Below are 19,575 nucleotides of genomic sequence, written 5' to 3'. Positions count from 1 at the left end.
GCTGATTTACCCGAACCCCGCCCAAATGGCCAACGACGGCGTGTCACGCGTGGTCACTTCCCTGCTATCGCACAGCGAAATCGCATTCCAGATATGCAGCCTGCGTCGGGAAGATGACAGAAACAGCTTTCATCCACGTAAAAAAGCAGCGCCCGGAGGCGCCGCTTTCAGCACTGCCATGATTTCCCGGCTTAGGCCGCGCGGACGTTGGTCAGGAATTTGCTGACCTCGGTCTTGAGTCGCGAGCTGTCGTTGGACAGCATCTGCGCCGCCGAGAGCACCTGCGAGGAGGCGGTGCCGGTCTCGGTCGCGCCGCGCTGCACGTCGGTGATGTTGGAGGACACCTGCTGGGTGCCCTGGGCAGCCTGTTGCACGTTGCGGGCGATTTCCTGGGTCGCTGCGCCCTGTTCTTCCACCGCGGCCGCGATGGCCGAGGAGATTTCCGACAGACGCTCGATGGTCGAGGAGATCTCCTTGATCGCGCCGACCGAGTCGTTGGTCGCCGCCTGGATGCCGGAGATCTGCTGGCCGATCTCGCCGGTCGCCTTGGCGGTCTGCTCGGCGAGCGCCTTCACTTCGGAGGCGACCACCGCAAAACCGCGGCCGGCTTCACCGGCACGTGCCGCCTCGATGGTGGCATTGAGCGCCAGCAGATTGGTCTGGCCGGCGATGGTGTTGATCAGCTCGACGACGTCGCCGATGCGGGACGCCGCCTTGGAGAGCTCGCTGACCCGCTCGGTGGTGGCACGGGCCTGGCCGACGGCATCGCCCGCCATCCGCGCCGATTCCTGCACCTGACGGCTGATCTCGCCGACCGAGGAAGCCATCTCTTCGGTGGCTGAGGCCACCGACTGCACGTTGGTCGAGGCTTCTTCCGAGGCCGCGGCAACCGTGGTCGCCAACCGCTGCGAACGGTCGGCGGTCGAGGTCAGCGTCGAGGCCGAGGCTTCGAGCTGAGTCGAGGCCGACGACACGGTCTGGACGATCTCGCCGATCATGGTTTCGAATTCGCGGGTGACGTTATCGACGCGGCGGCCGCGCTCGATCTTGGCCTCGGCATCGGCCGCGGCGGCCTCGTCGGCGGCCTTCTTGGCAATCAGCGCTTCCTTGAAGATCTGGAGCACATCGGCCATCGAACCGATCTCGGTCTTCTCGCCGCGATGCGGGACTTCGGCGCTCAGGTCACCCTTGCCCAGCGCCTGCATCGGCTGGATGATGGAGTTGATGCCGCTGGAGACGTCGTGGACGAGGTAGAAGCTCACGCCGATGCCGACCACAACGGCCGCGCCAAGGATGATCGCGACCAGCATGAAGGCGTAGAAGTAGCTATCGGCGGCGTCCTGGGCAGCCTGGTCGCCGCCCTTGGTGTTGAAATCTATGTCCTTGGTCAGAACCTCATCCGACGCAAGGCCGATCTTGTTGACCGTCTTGCTGTTCAGCTCCTGAGCATCGTGCGGGACCTTGCCGGCCTCCTTGCGCGACAGCGCAAAGACCTCTTCCGTGCCCTGCTTATACTGGTCCCACAGCCTGGCCCATTCGTTGTACAGCGCCCGCTCCGCCGGAGAGGTGATCATCGGCTCGTAGCTCTTGCGGGCCTTGCCGAGCGCCTCCATCACGGTGCTGGCGGTCTTCTCGTTTGCGAGCTTGTCTTCCAGGGTCTCGGCCAACATGTGCTGGCGGACCACGTTGCGATACGTCATGACGCTCGCCCGGATCTCGCCGAGCACCCGCACGCTGGGCAGCCAGCTGGTGGTGATCTCGGTGGTGTTGGCATTCATCGACCGCATTTTCATGACGGCGAGAAGGCCCATGCCAGTCATCGCAACCAGGAGGAACGCCACGACACTGATGATCTTGGCGCGGATGGAGATGGTGGCGAGCATAATAGGTCTCTTTGCGTTAGCGCGGTGGCGCGTCCTGAAATCGGATCAACCAAAAGGCGCGGCGCCGATATCCAACAACAAAGCGACTGAGCAGTTGTTAACTACGACTCCGTACGAGTACGGAACCCTAAAGAAGTGAAGGAGGGGCTAAGAATGCCCCGCGCTCAGCGCATGAGCCCAATCGCGTCCGAGAAAAACTCAGGCCCACCGAAGTTACCGGACTTCAGCGCAAGCAACATGTCGCCTGCCTCAGCGCCCACCGCGCGCAGCACCGGGACACCTGCAGCGATCTCTACTCCTACGAGAAATCCGGGAATCCTCAACCGATCGACCACGGCGCCGGAGGTCTCGCCGCCGGCGACGACCAATCGCCGCACGCCTGATTTCACAAGGTTTTCGGCAATGTCGGCCATCGTCTGCTCGATCGCGTGCCCAGCCGCGTCGCGGCCGTGACGTGCCTGTAGCGCGGCGACCTGATCCGGTGTCGCGCTCGACGCGATCAGCACCGGACCTTCGGCCAACCGCGGCCTCGCCCAGTCCAGCGCGCGCTGCGCTTCATTTGCTCCCGTAAGAATACGGTCCGGGTCGAGATGAAACACCGGCATGACACGCTCAGCGTTGGCAATCTGCTTGAGCGTCGCCTGCGAGCAGCTTCCGGCGAGGCACGCCGCCGGCCCGCCGACCGCAGCTCCCGGCTCATTGCTTGCGGCGGCCGACTTGACCTTGCCAGTCGACACCAGCGCGCGCGCCAGCCCAAGGCCGATGCCGGAGGCACCGACCGACAGCCGATGCTCGGCGGCGACGAGGCCGATCGTCTCGAGGTCGCGGTCAAACACGGCGTCGATGATCGCTGCTCCAATGCCCTTGCCCGATAATTCAACAAGTCGGGCTCGCACGGCATCCGCGCCGCGCGCGACGGTCGCGAGGTCGACGAGGCCGATTTGTGTCTTGCTCTGGTGCGCCAGCACGCGCACCAGGTTGGAATCGTGCATCGGATTGAGCGGATGGTCCTTCAGCGGGCTCTCGTTCAGCGGCACAGCGCCGACGAACAGATTGCCCTGGTAGACGGTGCGGCCGGTCTCAGGAAAGGCCGGCGTCACCAGCACGACGCCTTCGCCGCAATCGGCGCGGAGCGCGTCCATCACCGGGCCGATATTGCCGGCATCGGTGGAATCAAAGGTCGAGCAGATCTTGAACATCACGTGGCTCGCACCGCGTGCACGCAGCCATTTCTCCGCCGCGCGCGAGCGCGATACGGCAAGGCCCGCCTCGATCGAGCGGCTCTTCAGCGACACCACGACAGCATCGACCTCGGGCAGCGCGAGATCGTCGGCGGGCACGCCGATGGTCTGCACCGTGCGCAGGCCCGCGCGCGTCAGTGTGTTGGCGAGATCGGAGGCGCCGGTATAGTCGTCGGCGATGCAGCCCAACGCAAGTGTCACGGCTTCACTCCCGCATAGGGCTTGAACCAGGCAAGACCATCGGCGGTCTTGCCGCGCGGGTTGTATTCGCAGCCGACGAAGCCGGGATAGCCGAGCCGGTCGAGCTCGGCGAACAGGAACGGATAGTTGAGTTCCTCGCCGTCGGGCTCGTTGCGCGAGGGAATGCTGGCGATCTGGATGTGGCCGACGATCGGCATCATCTCGCGCAGCCGCATGGTGACGTCGCCATGGATAATCTGGCAGTGATAGATGTCGAACTGAAGCTTCAGGTTCGGAAGCCTCAACTCCTGGATCAGGTCGCGCGCGAAGCCGAAATCGTTGAGGAAGTAGCCGGGCACGTTGCGCGCATTGATCGGCTCCAGCACGATGTCGATGCCGTGCGGCGCGAAGAATTCCGCGGCCCACGCCACCGACTTATAGAAGGCCTCGATCGCGACGCGCTCGCCGCGGTTCGCAATGCCCGCCATCAGGTGCAGACGCTTGACGCCGGTGGCTTTGGCGTAAGGCAGCGCCGTCTCCAGGCTCGCCTTGAGATCGGCGAAGCGCGCCGGCAGCGCCGCGAAACCCTTCTCGCCGGCATTCCAGTCGCCCGGCGGCAAATTGAACAGCGCCTGCGTCAGGCCGTTGCGCTTGAGCCGCTCGCCGACCGCTTCGGCCGGGTGCTCGTAAGGAAAGAGAAACTCGACCGCGGTAAAGCCCGCTTGCGCGGCAGCATCGAAGCGATCGAGGAACGGCACCTCGGTGAACATCATCGAGAGATTGGCGGCAAAACGGGGCATGGGAATCCTCTTCTACTTGTCGCCGGGAAGCTTGACACCTGTGACCTGCGCATACATCCGCGCCACCGACGCATCGTCGTCGCGTCCCATGCCGGCAGCTGATGTCATCAGGAACATCTGGAGCGCTGCGGCGGAAACGGGCACCGGAAATCTGGCACTGCGCGCCATATCCTGAATAATGCCGAGGTCCTTGACGAAAATCTCGACGGCGCTGCGCGGAGTGTAATCGCCGTCGAGCACATGCGGCATGCGATTCTCGAACATCCAGGAATTGCCGGCAGACGCCGTGATCACCTCATAGACCTTGCGGATGTCGAGGCCCTGCTTGGCGGCAAACGCAATTGCTTCCGATGCGGCGGCGATGTGCACGCCGGCCAGCAGCTGGTTGATCATCTTGAACGCGGCACCCTGCCCCGCAGCATCGCCGAGCTCGTAGAGTTTCGCGGCCATCGCATCGAGTGCGGGCCGCGCCTTTGCGAACGCGGCGCGACTGCCGGAGGCGAGGATCGTCAATTCGCCTTGCGCCGCGCGTTGCGCGCCGCCGGAGATCGGCGCGTCGAGGTAATGCCGGCCGGTCGCCTCCAATTGCTTGGCGAGACGTCGCGCCACATCGGGATCCATGGTGGCGGACGACACGAACACGCTGTCCTTCGGCATGGTCTCGGCCGCGCCGTCCTTGCCGAACAGGATGGTTTCGGTCTGCGCAGCATTGACGACGACGCTGACGACGATATCGGCGTCCTTGGCGCCTTCGGCAGGCGTCTTGGCGCCCGCGCCGCCATCGGTCACAAAGCGCGCCACTGCGTCAGTCGAGACGTCGCAGCCGGTGACGGCATGGCCTGCACGCTTCAGCGAAGTCGCCATGCCAAAGCCCATCGAGCCGAGCCCGATGACGGCGATGCGCTGATTTTGTGACGTGGAGGCGGACATGCGGCTTACCCTTGCAAACGTTTCCCGGACGGCCAGCCTTTGCGGCGGCTCGTCATCTCGAATAACACGGCTTGGCCGCGCTGCCAAAGCGTGAGACAAGCGGACATGACGGCCATGAGCAATGAAACAAGGCTGCGTGAGGATATCTGCCGCTTCGGGCGGTCCCTGTTCGAGCGCGGGCTGACGCCGGGCTCCTCCGGCAATATCAGCGTCAAGCTCGCCGACGGTGGCTGGCTGGTGACGCCGACCAACGCCTCGCTCGGCTTCCTTGATCCCGCGCGGCTGTCGCGGCTCGATCAGCAGGGCCGGTTGGTGTCTGGCGATGCCCCCACCAAGGAAGTTCCGCTGCACACCGCGCTCTATGACACGCGCGGCAGTGCGCGCGCGATCGTGCATCTGCACTCCACCCATTCAGTCGCGCTCTCGATGCTGCCCGAGATCGACCCGCACGCCGTGCTGCCGCCGATGACGGCCTATTATCTGATGAAATGCGGCGCTACCGCGCTCGTGCCGTATTACCGCCCCGGTGATCTGGCGGTCGCGGATGCCATCAAGGGGCTAGCGGGGAAATATTCATCGGTGCTGCTCGCCAATCACGGCCCGGTGGTTGCCGGTGACACGCTGGAGGCCGCCGTGTTCGCGACGGAGGAGCTGGAGGAGACGGCGAAGCTGTATCTGCTGCTGCGTGGGATGAACCCGCGGTACCTGTCGCCGGAGCAGGTGACGGATCTGGTGAAGGTGTTCGGGGTGGCGTTGCCAGAGCATGGACACGAGCATTAAGGCGCCGCCTCGTGAAGGATGCGACAGCGCTGCTTCACTCACCGCCGTCATTCCCCGCGAAAGCGGGGAATCCAGTACGCCGCGGCCTCTCCGTATCCCACTTCCGTCTCTGGAATACTGGATCGCCCGCCCCAGTGCGCAAGCGCGCACAAGGCGGGCGATGACACCGACTGCATGGCAGCTACAGCCCGAGATACGCCTTGCGCACGTCCGGATTGCCCCTGATCTCCGCAGCCGGGCCCTGCATCAGCACGCGGCCGGTTTGCAGGATGTAGGCGCGGTCGGCGATCTCCAGGCATTCGGCCATGCGCTGCTCGACGATCAACACGGTCATGCCGGCGTCGCGGATACGATTCACCGCCTGGAAGATCTCGTCGACCAGCTTTGGCATGATGCCCTGCGACGGCTCATCCAGCATCAACAGTCGCGGGCGCGTCATCAGCGCGCGGCCGATTGCGAGCATCTGCTGCTCGCCGCCGGAGAGCGTCTCGGCGCGCTGCTCCAGGCGCTCGGACAGGCGCGGGAACAACGTGAAGACGAGATCGAGCGGCTCTTCGCGGTTGGCTTCACTGCGATACAGATAGCTGCCGAGGCGTAGATTGTCGCGCACGGACAAGCGCGGAAACAGGCGGCGATTCTCCGGCACATAAGCGATACCGGTGGCCGTGATGTGATGCTGCGCCATGCCGTCGAGGCGCTTGCCGTCGAACGTCACGGTGCCCGAGCGCGGCCGCTCGGCGCCGGCGATGGATTTGAGCAGCGTCGACTTGCCCGCGCCGTTGGCGCCCGCAACGCAGACGATCTCGCCCTTGGCAACTTCGATGCTGACCGCGGAGATCGCGACCAGCCCCTGATAGGCGGTCGTGACTTCATGCACCGACAGCATGACGATCTCCCAGATATGCGCTGATCACCTTGGGATCGCGGACGACGTCGTTGGGCTTGCCCTCGACCAGCACCTTGCCGAGGTCGAGCACGATGGCGCGGTCGACCAGCGGCATCACGATCTCCATGACATGCTCGACCATCAGCACGGTGACGCCGGTATCACGCACCTTGCGCACCAACGCGACGCCGGTCTGCGCCTCGGTCGGCGTCAGGCCGGTGAGGACTTCGTCGAGCAGCAATAGTTTCGGTTCGGTCGCGAGCGCACGCGCAACTTCGAGGCGGCGCTTCTCGGCCGGCACGAGGTCGCTCGCGAGCACGTCGGCGCGGGCGGCCAGACCGGTGAACTCCAGCACCTCATGCGCTTTCCGGCGTGCCTCGCGCATCACCGTGTTGCGCACCAGCGCACCGACGATAACGTTGTCGATGACGCTCATGGTCTCAAAACTCTTGACCACCTGGAAGGTGCGCCCGACACCCCGCTGGCAGCGTTCCGCCGCCGGCATTGCCGTGACATCCACACCGTCGAACCAGATCGAGCCTTGCGTCGGCGGCAAGACGCCCGCGATGAGATTGAACAGCGTCGACTTGCCGGCCCCGTTCGGACCGATCAGGCCGACGATCTCGCCGCGGCCGACCGAGATCGAGACATCGCTATTGGCGACGAGGCCGCCAAAGCGTTGCCAGACGCCGCGGGTTTCCAGGAGAGCCGTCATCGCGCAGTCTCCTTGCGGCGCGAGAATAGCCCGATCAGACCTTCCGGTCGCGCCAGCGCAATCACGACGATCAGCGTGCCATAGACGATGAGATCGACGCCGCGGCCGGAGCCGCCGATATAGGACCGCGTCAGTTCGGTGAGCGGAATCAGGATTACCGCGCCGAGCAGCGGCCCCCACAGCGTGCCGATGCCACCCAGCACCGCCGGCAACGCCATCAGCAGCGAGAACTGGAAGCCCATCACGCTTCCGGGATCGATATAAGAAACATACATGGCATAGAAGCTACCGCCGACCGCGACCAGGAAGGCAGAGACAGCCGCAGCACCCATCTTGGAATCGAACACGACCACGCCGAGGCTCTGGGCTGCATCGGGATTGTCCTTCACCGCGCGCCACCAGTAGCCCCATTTCGAATCTTCCAGCCACCAGGTGACGATCCAGGCGATGCAGGCGAGCGCCAGCGCGAAATAGAAGTACGGCAGCTTGCTGCGGGCGAACTGGAATTTCAGCCAGCTGTCGCCGCGCACGGGCATCTCGATGCCGAGGGCTGCACCCGCCCAGTCCCAGTTCTGGATCAGCAGCAAGCCGATCTCGGCGATCACGATGGTGGCGATCGCAAAGTAGTGGCCACCAAGGCGGAAGCAGGGATAGCCGAGCGCCATCGCGATCACGGCGGAGATGACGCCGCCGGCGAGCATACCGAACCAGGGCGGCACGCCGAACTTCGTGAACAAGAGCGTGGTGGTATAGGCGCCCAGGCCGAAATAGAGGGCATGCCCGAGCGATATCTGCCCGCAATAGCCCGAAAGGATGTTCCAGCTCTGCGACAGCGCCCCGAACATCAGCGTCAAAATCATGATGTTCTGGACGTTCGGATTCTTGACGAACAACGGCACGATCGCCGCGGCGACCGCGAGGCAAGCTGCAACGAGGAGTTCGCGGCGGCGCCGCTCTGTGAAGCTCTTGTCCATCTCACATCGATCCGAACAGGCCGCGTGGCCGGATGAAAACCACGAGGAGATAGACGGCATAGATGCCGACCGACTTCAATGATGGCGGCAGTACGAGCGCGGTGGTGGCCTCGACGAGACCGACGATGATACCGCCGGCGAAGGCGCCGAACACGCTGCCGAAGCCGCCAAGCGCCACCGTGACATAGGCGATCAGTGCAAAGGATGCGCCGACGTCGGGATAGATGTAGAAGAAGCTCGCCATGATAGCGCCGGCAAGCCCGACCAGCGCGCCGCCAAGGCCCCAGCCGAGCGCGAACACGCGGTTCTTGTCGATGCCGACGAGGGCCACCGCACCGGGATCCTCACGGGTCGCCTCCAGGGCGCGGCCGAAATCGGTGCGATTGATGAAGAGGTAGAGCCCGCCGAACGCGGCGATCGCGACCAGCGCGCCGAAGAGCTGCGGCTGGGGCAGGAAGATCCCGGCGATCGATACCGTCTTGCCGCCGAGCCATGACTGGGGGACGCTGCGATAATCGGCCGTGAAGAACAGCTGCGCCAGGCCGCGCATCACGATCGCGAGGCCAAAGGTCGCGAAGATCTGCACCATGCCGACATTGGCCTTGGCACGCATCGCAAACCTTACGACCACGAGATAGACCACTGCCCCCAGCACGAACAAAGCCGCGGCGGCCAAGGGCGCGGCGAGCAGCGGATCGATCGCGAAGAACGTGAACAGGAAGAACGTCACATACATCGCGAGCATCAGGAATTCGCCATGGGCGAAATTGACGACGTCCATCAGGCCGAAGATCAACGCCAGGCCGACGGCGATCAGTCCGTAGAGCAGCCCCATCAGGAGGCCGCTCGCCAGGCTTTGGATAATGGTCTCGGCTGTCACGTTGCTTCGTCCCCCGCCCGCAACCTGATCGCTTACTTCATCGGCCAGATCGCATCGGCAACCGCCGCCTGCGTCGGGAAGATGGTGACGAACTTGCCGCCGACATATTGCAGCAGCACCGGATCGGCGTCGTTGTTCTGGCCCATGTCGTCGAACTTGACGCGCTTCCACGGCATGATGGTCTGCTCGCCCGGGATATCGGTTGCCGCCATCGCGTCGCGGATCTTCTCGCCGTCGGTCGACTTGGCGCGGTTGATGGCGTCTGCAATCACGATCATCGCCATGAATTGCCGCGAGGTGTTGTCGTTGAGGTCCTTGCCGGACTTCGCCTTGAACAGGTCGTTGATCTTGCCGACCATCGGCCGCTTGGCGGCGAGATCGAGCGAGAAGCTGCCGCGGGTGATCGCGCCCTCGAGCTTGTCGCCGACCGCGTCGTAAAGCGCCTTCTCGGAGAAGCCTGCGGCCTGTGCCACGATCGCGTTCGGCTTGTAGCCGAGCTCGGCCATGGTCTTGATCAGCAGGATGCCGTCGGTGGTGTAGCTCGAGGGCATCAGCACGTCGGCATTGGCTGCCTTGAGCTGCTGCACCTCGGCCGAAAGCGACGGCGAATTGGCCCGGTACTTGATGTCGGAAACGATCTTGTAGCCGCGCTCGGCCGCGAGCTTGGTCTGCGCGTTGGCGGAGTCGGTGCCGAAGATCGTATCTTCGTGGAACAGCGCCAGCGTGTCGGCCTTGGCGCCCTTCTTCTTCATCGCATCGAGGAAATCGAACATCCCGGCCGAGAACATCTCGTCATGCGGCGAGGCGCGGAAATAATACTTCAGACCGCGGCGATGCAGGCTCGGCGAGGAGTTGTCCGCCGACAGGAACGGAGTCTGGTAACGTTCGCAGATCTGGCTGATCGTGACTGCGACCGCGCTTTGATAGGAACCGAGGATGGCGCAGACCTTTTCCTGCGTGATCAGGCGCTCGGCTTCGGCACGCCCCTTTTGCGGGTCACCCTGGGTGTCGGCATAGACGATACGGATCTTGGCACCGCCGAGGCCGGGCAAGCCTAAGCCCTTTGCAAGCGGAAGGTCGAAGTCTTGATCGTTATTGATGATATCGATCGCGGTCTCGAACGCCCGTTGCGCATCGACACCCACCTGGGCGCCGGAGCCCGACAATGGATAGGTGGCACCGATCACCACTTCGCTAGTCTGCGCGCGCGCGGCTAGCGGCATCAGCGCGGCGGTGGCGGTGGCTCCGAGCAGAACGTCGCGGCGAGTGATCGTCATGGGCAAAGTCCCCTGTTACTGAATTTTGTGCGTATCGAATGAAGCGATTGGTGGATAGCGTAAAGCCTGAAGAAGCAGCAAATGCTGCCCACTAAATCACGGCCATGGTCCTGTTCTTCAGATCCGTCACGAGCATCAGGCCGGGCGAATGCGTGATCGCGAACGGTAGCTTGGCGGCGTTGATGACCGATTGCGGCGTGACGCCGCAGGCCCAGAACACCGGAATCTCGTCCTCGGCGACCGGTACGGGATCACCATAGTCGGGCTTGGCGATGTCCTTGATGCCGATCAGGTGCGGGTGACCGAGATGCACGGGTGCGCCGTGCACGGCGGGATAGCGCGAGGTGATCTGCACCGCGCGGATCGCATCGGCCGGCTTGAACGGACGCATCGACACCACCATAGGGCCGGCGAACGGGCCGGCCTCGCCGCAAGCAATGTTGGTGCGGTACATCGGCACCCGCACGTTCTGCTCGATGTGACGGATCGGCATGCCCTCGTCGAGCAGCGCCTCTTCGAACGAGAACGAGCAGCCGAGCACGAAGGTCACGAGATCATCGCGCCAATGCTTGGTCACGTCGGTCGGCTCGTCCACGACTTCGCCGTCGCGCCAGACGCGATAGCGCGGCACGTCGGTGCGGATGTCGAGATCGGCGCCGAGCGCGGGGATGTGCGGGCTGCCGACGTCGGACATGCCGATGATCGGGCACGGTTTCGGATTGAGCTGGCAGAAGCGGTGAAAGGCGCTGGCGTATTCCGCAGGCAGGATCGCCAGATTGCCCTGGACGAAGCCGGGGGCGACACCCGCGGTGGAACCAACCTGGCCGCCACGGAAGGCGAGCCGCGCCTGGCGGCTCGGGAGGGCGTCGGGTGCTTCAGTTTGCTGCGCTGCCACCAAAACAGTCATGTGATCGACCTGCCTATAAACTCGACAAAGACAAGCCAACACCAAGCGTGCTATAAAGTCTAATCTTCCTTTCTAATCAAGATTGATAAATTTAATTTATCGATCGGGAAAATCCTTCCAATGTTAGACTTTAGATCGATCGAGACGTTCCTCTGGGTTGTGAAGCTCGGCAGCTTTCGCGGCGCCGCAGCACGGCTCAATACGACCCAGCCGGCGATCTCCCAGCGCATCGCCCAGCTTGAACGCGAGATGGGCGTGAAGCTCCTGAATCGGGATCATCGCGTCGCCTCGCCGACCCCGAGCGGCCGGCAGATGATGGTCTACGCGGAGAAGCTGATCGGCCTGCGCGCTCAGATGATGGCCGAGGTCGGCGATCGCTCAGCCATGCGCGGGGTGATGCGGCTCGGCGTCGCCGAGACCATCGTGCACACCTGGCTGCCGCGTCTCGTGAAGAGCATGAACGAGGTCTATCCGAACCTGTCGCTGGAGATCGAAGTCGACATCACGCCGAACCTCACCGCGCGCCTGCTCGCGCAGGAGATCGAGTTGGCCTTCGTCGTTGGACCGCTGTCGGCCTCCGGCGTACACAACCGCGTGCTCGCCGATTATCCGATCGGCTTTCTCGCAAGCCCCTCGCTCGGGCTCGGCCACGGCCCGGTAACGCGGGCGGAGCTGGCCCGGTTTCCGATCATTACCTTCCCGCGCAAGACCAGGCCCTACGAGGTCGTGCGCGAGGTGTTCGACCGGCCGGAGCTCCCGCCGATCCGGCTGCACGCGTCCGCGTCGCTCGCGACCGTCATCCACATGGCGGTCGAGGGGCTCGGCATCGCCGTGATCCCCGATGCGATCGTCGAGAACGAGCTCGCCGATGGGCGGCTACAACTGCTCGACACCGATCTGGAAATCGCGCCGCTGACATTCACCGCGAGCTGGCTCGCCTCGCCCGACGTCGTTGCAGTGGAGCGCGTCGCCGAGCTTGCATGTCAGATTGCGCAGAGCAGCCTCGCGGTTGACGCGCCGGCGCTGGCGCGTCATTGAAACAGGCGCCGGACAATCGAGAGAACGACCGCATGAGCCGAGCCGCGACCAACCTGCAGATCGATTCCGCCCGCCTCTGGGGCTCCATCCACGAGACCGCGCAATTCGGCGCGACGGCCAAAGGCGGCGTACGGCGGCTGACGCTGAGCAGCGAAGACAAGCAGGTGCGCGACTGGTTCCGCAAGGCCTGCGAGGACGCCGGGCTCGCGTATCATGTCGATGCGCTCGGATCACAGTTCGGCCTGCGCAAGGGCCGCGACATGTCGAAGCCGCCCGTCGGCATCGGCTCGCATCTCGACACCCAGCCGACCGGCGGCAAATATGACGGCATCCTGGGAACGCTCGGCGCGCTCGAAGTGATCCGCACACTGAACGACGCCGGCATCGAGACCGAGGCGCCGATCTGCGTTGTCAACTGGACCAATGAAGAAGGCTCTCGCTTTGCGCCCGCGATGATGGCCTCCGCGGCTTATGTCGGCGATTTCACCACCGACGACATCCTGTCGCGCAAGGACGTCGAGGGCACGACCGTAGGTCAGGCGCTCGACGGCATCGGCTATCGCGGCGACAAGCCGGTCGGCTTTCAGAAGCTCGGCTGCTTCGTCGAGCTGCACATCGAGCAGGGCCCGATCCTGGAAGCCGAAGGCAAGACCATCGGTGTGGTCGATTCCGGCCAGGGCGTGCTGTGGTACGACGGCAAGATTTCCGGCTTTGAGAGCCATGCGGGCTCAACCCCGATGCCGCTGCGGCGCGATGCGCTGGCGACGTTGTCGGAGATCGTGCTGGCGATGGAAGCCACCGCAAAGAAGCACGGACCGAAGGCGGTCGGCACCATCGGCGAGGCCGTGATCGCAAATCCCTCGCGCAATGTCATTCCCGGCGAGATCGCTTTCACCATGGATTGCCGCAGCGCGGATGGCGCGATCATGGACGCTCTCGATCGCGATCTTCGTGCAGCAATCGCTGAGGTCGCAGCGCGCCGCAAGGTCGAGGTGAAGATTGATCTGGTCTGGCGCAAGCCGCCGACGCATTTCGATCCGAAGCTCATTGCAGCGGTCGAGAACGCGGCGACGACGCTTGGCTATTCCTCTCGCCGCATCACCTCCGGCGCGGGCCACGACGCCTGCAACCTCAACACCATCATGCCGGCGGCGATGGTGTTCGTGCCTTGCAAGGACGGCATCAGCCACAACGAGCTGGAGGACGCGACGCAACCCGACTGCGCCGCGGGCACCAACGTGCTGATGCACACCGTGCTGGCGATCGCCGGCGTCGCATCCTGATCGGAGAGCGTCATGCGCGGAGTTTTCGTCGACGCCAACGAAGCCCTCGCCGTGATCATGGAGGGGCTGGAGAAGCCTGGCGATCCCAAGGTGCGGATCCACAGGGATCCCGACATCAAGCCTGAGCAGTATCCCGAAATCCTCGACGGCGCAGAGATCGCGATCGTCGACCACACCGCGCTGCCGACCGAGGTCGCGAAGCAATGCGCAGGCCTCAAGCACGTCGTGTTCCTCGGCACCGGCGCGCGCAGCTATATGAATCCGGAAGAACTCGCCGAGCTCGGCATCTCCGTGCATCTGATCAAGGGCTATGGCGACACCGCTGTGGCGGAATCGGCCATCGCACTGATGTGGGCCTCGGCCCGCGTCATCGCGATGATGGATCGCGAGATGCGCGGCGGCAACTGGCTGCGCGAGGACGGCATGCAGCTCACTGGCAAGACGCTGGGCCTGATCGGATTCGGTGGTATCGCCGCCGAGGTCGCCCGCATTGCATCTGGCAGCGGCATGAAGGTGATTGCCTGGAATCGCTCGCCGAAGAGCCATCCGGGCGTGACGTTCACCGATCTCGACACAGTGCTGGCGAAGAGTGACGTGGTGTCGCTGCATCTGCTGCTCAACGACGAGACCCGCGGCATGATCACCCGCGAGAAGATTTTTGCGATGAAGCCCGGAATCATCCTCATCAACACTGCGCGCGCCGCCGTCGTCGACGAGGCTGCGATGATCGACGCGCTGAAGTCGGGCCACATCCGCCATGCCGGCCTCGACGTCTTCAACACCGAGCCCCTGCCCGGCGATCACCCGCTGACCAAGCTGCCCAACGTGACGCTGTCGGCGCATTCGGCGTTCCGGACGCCGGAGGCGAGCGAGAACCTGATTGAGGCGGCCTGGGTCCACTGCCGCCGGATCGTGAAAGGATAAGAAAAACAACAATGGCTGATTATCGCACCATCAAGGCAGAGCCGCTCACCAACGTCGTCCGCGCCATCGTCAAGGCTGGCGGCTCCACGGACCGCGAGGCCGAGCTCGTATCCACCAACCTCGTCGAGGCCAATCTCAAGGGGCACGATTCGCACGGCGTCGGTATGATCCCGCGCTATGTCCAAAGCGTCACCACGGGCGGCCTAGCCGTGAACCAGCACGTCAAGATCGTGCTCGACACCGGCCCGCTTCTCACCCTCGACGGCCTCACCGGCTACGGCCAGGTGATCGGCCATGAAGCGATGGAGCTGGCGGCAGAGCGCGCCAAGCGCAACGGCGTGTGCCTCGTCGGTCTCTCCAACTCGCACCACATCGGCCGGATCGGGCATTGGGCCGAGCAGTGCATTGACCACGGGTTGGTCTCGATCCACTTCGTCAACGTGATCTCGCGCCCGATCGTGGCGCCCTGGGGCGGCAGCGATGCGCGCCATGGCACCAACCCGTTCTGCGTCGGCATTCCCCGCAGAGGCAAGGACCCGATCGTGCTCGATCTCGCGACCAGCAAGATCGCGCAAGGCAAGACGCGCGTCGCTCACAACAAGGGCGTCGAGCTCGAGCCCGGCACCATCATCGACAATGAAGGCAAGCCCACCACCAACCCACGCTACACCGTGATCCCGCCGCACGGCGCCATCCTGCCGTTCGGCGAGCACAAGGGTTCGGGGCTGGCGCTGGTGTGCGAAATCCTCGGCGGCGCGCTCTCCGGCGGACAGGTGGTCAAGGGCCCGTCCGACGGCAAGTACAACGTCCTCAACGGCATGCTCTCGATCGTCATCGATCCGAACAAGCTTGGCACCGGCGAGAATCTCGCGCGCGAAGCCGAGAGCTTCGTCGCCTGGCACACCGGCTCGCCGCCCGCCCCCGGCGTTGACAAGGTCAGGATCGCCGGCGAGCCCGAGCGCGAGACGAAGAAGAAGCGCCTCGCTGAGGGCATTCAGGTCGATCCAACCACCTGGCAGGAGATTATCGAGGCCGGGAAGAAGTTCGGGCTGGATCAGGCGGCGATCGAGAAGATCGCGGGCTAAGCGGCACCGGGACATAGCAACATTGGTCGTCCCGGCGAAGGCCGGGACCCATAACCACAAAAAGCCGTTTGGCGAAGGCTCGCGGTTACCGGCTCACGCTACAACATCCCCCTCGGGGTATGGGTCCCGGCCTTCGCCGGGACGACAATTGAGCGTGCCGCAATGGCGGAGCTAACTCTCGCTAGCAGCTCGGCTTAATCCACCATATCCGCGACCGCTTTACCACACGCCGTCGTATCGGCGTTACCACCGAGGTCCTTCGTGCGCAGCGTACGCTCAGCCAGCGTGCGCTCGATCGCATCGACGATCGACTTGCCGGCTTCCTTCTCGCCGAGATGCTCGAACATCATCGCACCCGACCAGATTGCGCCGATCGGGTTGGCGATGCCCTGCCCCGCGATATCGGGCGCCGAGCCGTGCACGGGTTCAAACACCGACGGGAAATTGCCCTCGGGGTTGATGTTGCCGGACGGCGCGATGCCGATGGTGCCGGTGCAGGCGGGGCCGAGGTCCGAGAGGATGTCGCCGAACAGATTCGAGCCGACCACGACGTCGAACCAGTCCGGATGCAGCACGAAGTTCGCCGTCAGAATGTCGATGTGGTACTTGTCCCACTTCACGCCCGGAAACTTCTTGGCCATCGCCTCCACACGCTCGTCCCAATAGGGCATGGTGATGGAGATGCCGTTCGACTTCGTCGCCGAGGTCAGGTGCTTCTTCGGCCGCGACTGCGCGAGCTCGAATGCGAATTTCAGGATGCGGTCGACGCCCACGCGGGTCATCACGGTCTGCTGGGTGACGAACTCGCGGTCAGTGTCCGGGAACATGCGGCCGCCGACGGAGGAATACTCACCTTCGGTGTTCTCGCGCACCACCCAGAAATCGATATCGCCGGGCTTGCGGTTCGCCAGGGGCGACGGCACGCCGGGCATCAGCCGCACGGGGCGCAGGTTCACATACTGGTCGAACTCGCGGCGGAATTTGATCAGCGAGCCCCACAGCGAGACGTGATCGGGAATCTTGGCCGGCCAGCCGACCGCGCCGAAATAGATCGCATCATGCTTTCCGATCTTTTCCTTCCAATCGTCCGGCATCATCTGGCCGTGCTTCTCGTAATAGTCCCAGGACGAGAAGTCGAAATGGTCGAAATGCAGGGACACGCCGTGCTTCTTCGCCGCTGCCTCCAAAACGCGCAGGCCCTCGGGCATCACTTCCTTGCCGATGCCGTCGCCGGGAATGACCGCGATCCGGTATTGCTTCTTGCTCATCGAGAACGTCCTTGCTTGGTCCGGCAGCCGCCGCCTTTTTGACCGCACTGCAATGGACCAAAGTCGGCAGCAGTGCAACGCTGCACTGCAATGTTGACCGTGGCGCGGCCTACCGCCTACTGATTTCATTTAGTTCCCACCGAGCGAGTACACCCCATGGATCTGCATCTGCGTGGCAAGCGCGTCCTGATCACGGGCGCGTCCAAGGGTATCGGCGCAGCCGCCGCCGAAGCATTCGCCGAGGAAGGCGCGCATCTCCTGCTCGCCGCCCGCAACGGCGAGCAGCTCAAGGCGCTGGCCGACCGCTTGCGCTCCGCGCACCAGATCGATGCCGCGACGAGCATCGTCGACCTGCGCAAGACCGAGGATTTGGCGCGGCTCGCCAAAGAAGCCGCTGACATCGACGTCCTCGTCAACAATGCCGGCGACATCCCTGGCGGCTCGATCGACAAGATCGACGAGGCCACGTGGCGCCACGCTTGGGAATTGAAAGTGTTCGGCTACATCAACCTCACGCGGCAGATCTACGCGCAGATGAAGGCCAAGGGCGGCGGCGTGATCGTCAACGACATCGGCGCGGCCGGCGAAAAATTCGACGCCAATTACATCTGCGGCAGCGCCGGCAATGCCGCGCTGATGGCGTTCACCCGCGCGCTCGGGGGCAAGAGCCTCGCCGACAACATCCGCGTGGTCGGCATCAATCCCGGCCCGGTCGGCACCGACCGCCATGTCACCCTGCTCAAGACGCGGGCCAAGCATCAGTTCGGCGACGAGACCCGCTACAAGGAATTCCAGAAGAGCCTGCCACTTGGCCGGCCCGCGCATGCGCGCGAGATCGGCGACCTTATGGCGTTCCTGGCGTCGGATCGCGCCGGCTACACGTCGGGCGTGATCTATACGGTTGATGGCGGCATCAGCGCCGGGTGGGGTTAGAGTCTATCCTCGTCATTGCGAGCGCAGCGAAGCAATCCAGAGATGCCCCCCGCGGCCACAGACTGGATTGCTTCTCTGCGCTCGCTATGACGATAGAACAAGCACAGGAGTAAAATAGTTGTCTCAAGAGCTGATCCGCGAAACCGCATGCGACCTCGTCGGCAAGCTGCGTTCCGGCGTCGTCTCTCCGCTCGAGCTTCTGGACGTTCTGGAGAAGCGCATCAGCGAGGTCGACGGCAAGGTCAATGCGCTGCCGACGCTATGCTTCGATCGCGCACGGGATAGCGCCAAGGCGCTGATGCAGAAGCCGGCCGGTGCGCGCGGCCTGCTCGCGGGCCTGCCGATGCCGATCAAGGACCTGACCGACGTCGCCGGTGTGCTGACCACGCAGGGTTCGCCGATCTTCAAGGACAACGTTCCCGCGAAGTCCGACATCGTTGTCGAAAACCTCGAAGCCAATGGCGCCGTGATCTACGCAAAGTCCAACACGCCGGAATTCGGCGCCGGCGCCAACACTTTCAACGAGGTGTTCGGCGCGACGCTCAATCCCTGGGATACGACGAAATCCGCGGCGGGCTCCTCCGGGGGCGCCGCAGTGGCGCTCGCCACCGGCATGGCCTGGCTCGCGCAGGGCTCGGACATGGGCGGCAGCTTGCGCAGCCCCGCGAGCTTCTGCGGTATCGCCGGTATGCGCCCGAGCATCGGCCGCGTCGCGCACACGCCGAAAGCCGGCATCGACCGCAATCTCGGCGTCTTGGGCCCGATGGCGCGCAATGTCGAAGACCTTGCGCTGCTGCTCGACGCCATGAGCGGCGACTACGCGGACGATCCGCTGTCGCTGCCGGCGCCTGCGACCTCGTTCCTGTCGGCCGCGCGCTCGGGCAAGAAGCCGAAGCGCATCGCCTATTCTCCCGACCTCGGCATCACGCCGGTCGATCCCGAAGTGAAGGCGATCACGCGCAAGGCGGCGGAGCGCTTCGCCGAAGCCGGCGCCATCGTCGAGGAAGCGCATCCCGATTGGCGCGAGGCGCATGAATGCTTCCACGTGCTGCGCGCGTTCGATTTTGCGATCAGCAAGGCCAATCTGCTGCGAACCAAGCGCAACCTGCTCAAGCCCGAGGTGATCTGGAACATCGAGGAAGGCCTCAAGCTGACGGTCGAGAAGCTCGAACGCGCCGAGGCGCAGCGCGTCGGCATGACCGCGCGCGCGATCGAGTTCTTTAGGACTTACGATCTCTTGCTGGTGCCGACCACGATCGTGCCGCCCTTCCCGATCGAAAACCGTTATGTCGCGGAATGCGCCGGCAAGAGGTTCGACAACTACGTCGAATGGCTCGGCATCGTCTACGCCATTACGCTAGCCTGCTGTCCGGCGCTGTCACTGCCATGCGGCTTCACGGCGTCGGGCCTTCCGGTCGGCGTACAGGTGGTCGGCGCGCCGCGCGCAGATGCACAGGTGATTGCGGGCGCGAAGGCGCTGGAGGACATTCTGGACCTGCGCGGGACCACGCCGATTGATCCGCGGGTGAAGAAGTAACGCAATCATTACGCCACGCACTCGGTGCGCTCCCTCGCCCCGCTCTTTCGGGGG

18 protein-coding genes are annotated in these 19,575 nt (G+C 64.2%); 7 read left to right on the top strand and 11 right to left on the bottom strand.

Features of this window, described 5'->3' with window-relative positions; genetic code table 11:
- Positions 1–191 precede the first annotated feature (191 nt).
- The 4 genes from UP06_RS38860 to ltnD all read right to left on the bottom strand — a co-directional run bounded on the left by UP06_RS38860 (position 192) and on the right by ltnD (position 5,121).
- Positions 192–1,883 (bottom strand): methyl-accepting chemotaxis protein, encoded by a 1,692-nt coding sequence (locus UP06_RS38860; RefSeq protein WP_045009005.1) that lies wholly within the window; start codon positions 1,881–1,883, stop codon positions 192–194.
- 164 nt (positions 1,884–2,047) lie between these two features.
- Positions 2,048–3,325, bottom strand: coding sequence for a 3-oxo-tetronate kinase (gene otnK, locus UP06_RS38855; protein ID WP_045009004.1), 1,278 nt, complete (start codon positions 3,323–3,325; stop codon positions 2,048–2,050).
- A complete protein-coding gene (otnI, locus tag UP06_RS38850) occupies positions 3,322–4,104 on the bottom strand; it encodes a 2-oxo-tetronate isomerase (RefSeq protein WP_045009003.1) in 783 nt (260 codons plus the stop codon). The genes otnK and otnI overlap by 4 nt, the downstream gene beginning before the upstream one ends.
- Before the next feature lie 12 nt (positions 4,105–4,116).
- The gene (gene ltnD / locus UP06_RS38845; protein WP_502691645.1) at positions 4,117–5,121 is read right to left on the bottom strand and encodes an L-threonate dehydrogenase; all 1,005 of its coding nucleotides are present in this window, start codon (positions 5,119–5,121) and stop codon (positions 4,117–4,119) included.
- Between the two features lie 18 nt (positions 5,122–5,139).
- On the opposite strand from ltnD, the gene otnC reads away from it, so the two are divergent.
- Positions 5,140–5,814: a 3-oxo-tetronate 4-phosphate decarboxylase gene (otnC, locus tag UP06_RS38840; RefSeq protein ID WP_045009001.1), complete on the top strand. Its 675-nt coding sequence runs from the start codon at positions 5,140–5,142 to the stop codon at positions 5,812–5,814.
- A gap of 181 nt (positions 5,815–5,995) precedes the next feature.
- Here the strand turns inward: otnC and UP06_RS38835 are convergent, their stop codons facing one another.
- The 6 genes from UP06_RS38835 to UP06_RS38810 all read right to left on the bottom strand — a co-directional run bounded on the left by UP06_RS38835 (position 5,996) and on the right by UP06_RS38810 (position 11,453).
- Entirely contained in the window at positions 5,996–6,700 is a 705-nt protein-coding gene (locus tag UP06_RS38835) for an ABC transporter ATP-binding protein (RefSeq protein WP_045009000.1), read from the bottom strand.
- Entirely contained in the window at positions 6,684–7,415 is a 732-nt protein-coding gene (locus UP06_RS38830; protein WP_045008999.1) for an ABC transporter ATP-binding protein, read from the bottom strand. The genes UP06_RS38835 and UP06_RS38830 overlap by 17 nt, the downstream gene beginning before the upstream one ends.
- Positions 7,412–8,389 (bottom strand): branched-chain amino acid ABC transporter permease, encoded by a 978-nt coding sequence (locus UP06_RS38825; RefSeq protein ID WP_045008998.1) that lies wholly within the window; start codon positions 8,387–8,389, stop codon positions 7,412–7,414. The genes UP06_RS38830 and UP06_RS38825 overlap by 4 nt, the downstream gene beginning before the upstream one ends.
- A 1-nt stretch (position 8,390) precedes the next feature.
- Positions 8,391–9,269, bottom strand: a complete 879-nt coding sequence (locus tag UP06_RS38820; protein ID WP_045008997.1) for a branched-chain amino acid ABC transporter permease — start codon at positions 9,267–9,269, stop codon at positions 8,391–8,393.
- A 32-nt stretch (positions 9,270–9,301) separates the two neighbouring features.
- Positions 9,302–10,546 (bottom strand): ABC transporter substrate-binding protein, encoded by a 1,245-nt coding sequence (locus tag UP06_RS38815; protein ID WP_045008996.1) that lies wholly within the window; start codon positions 10,544–10,546, stop codon positions 9,302–9,304.
- 91 nt (positions 10,547–10,637) lie between these two features.
- On the bottom strand, positions 10,638–11,453 hold the full coding sequence (locus UP06_RS38810; protein ID WP_045008995.1) for a putative hydro-lyase: 816 nt from the start codon (positions 11,451–11,453) through the stop codon (positions 10,638–10,640).
- A 120-nt stretch (positions 11,454–11,573) separates the two neighbouring features.
- On the opposite strand from UP06_RS38810, the gene UP06_RS38805 reads away from it, so the two are divergent.
- Genes UP06_RS38805 through UP06_RS38790 form a run of 4 tightly spaced genes read left to right on the top strand, consistent with a single transcriptional unit; the run spans position 11,574 to position 15,783 of the window.
- Positions 11,574–12,491, top strand: coding sequence for a LysR family transcriptional regulator (locus UP06_RS38805; RefSeq protein WP_045008994.1), 918 nt, complete (start codon positions 11,574–11,576; stop codon positions 12,489–12,491).
- A 32-nt stretch (positions 12,492–12,523) separates the two neighbouring features.
- Positions 12,524–13,774 (top strand): Zn-dependent hydrolase, encoded by a 1,251-nt coding sequence (locus UP06_RS38800; protein WP_045008993.1) that lies wholly within the window; start codon positions 12,524–12,526, stop codon positions 13,772–13,774.
- 12 nt (positions 13,775–13,786) lie between these two features.
- Positions 13,787–14,698: an NAD(P)-dependent oxidoreductase gene (locus UP06_RS38795; RefSeq protein ID WP_045008992.1), complete on the top strand. Its 912-nt coding sequence runs from the start codon at positions 13,787–13,789 to the stop codon at positions 14,696–14,698.
- 11 nt (positions 14,699–14,709) lie between these two features.
- Positions 14,710–15,783 carry a malate/lactate/ureidoglycolate dehydrogenase gene (locus UP06_RS38790; RefSeq protein ID WP_045008991.1) on the top strand — a complete coding sequence of 358 codons (1,074 nt, stop codon included), beginning with the start codon at positions 14,710–14,712 and terminating at the stop codon, positions 15,781–15,783.
- Positions 15,784–15,977: 194 nt separating this feature from the next.
- On the opposite strand, the gene UP06_RS38785 is transcribed toward UP06_RS38790, so the two are convergent.
- Positions 15,978–17,051: a tartrate dehydrogenase gene (locus UP06_RS38785; protein ID WP_045008990.1), complete on the bottom strand. Its 1,074-nt coding sequence runs from the start codon at positions 17,049–17,051 to the stop codon at positions 15,978–15,980.
- Positions 17,052–17,207: 156 nt separating this feature from the next.
- On the opposite strand from UP06_RS38785, the gene UP06_RS38780 reads away from it, so the two are divergent.
- Both UP06_RS38780 and UP06_RS38775 read left to right on the top strand, forming a co-directional pair.
- Entirely contained in the window at positions 17,208–17,984 is a 777-nt protein-coding gene (locus UP06_RS38780; protein WP_045008989.1) for an SDR family oxidoreductase, read from the top strand.
- Between the two features lie 118 nt (positions 17,985–18,102).
- Positions 18,103–19,521 (top strand): amidase, encoded by a 1,419-nt coding sequence (locus tag UP06_RS38775; RefSeq protein ID WP_045008988.1) that lies wholly within the window; start codon positions 18,103–18,105, stop codon positions 19,519–19,521.
- The last annotated feature ends 54 nt before the right edge of the window (positions 19,522–19,575 follow it).

This window comes from Bradyrhizobium sp. LTSP857 (assembly GCF_000938285.1).
Lineage (GTDB): Bacteria > Pseudomonadota > Alphaproteobacteria > Rhizobiales > Xanthobacteraceae > Bradyrhizobium.
Note: the sequence above shows the minus strand (reverse complement) of the source record. Positions and strands in the feature narration are given on the sequence as shown.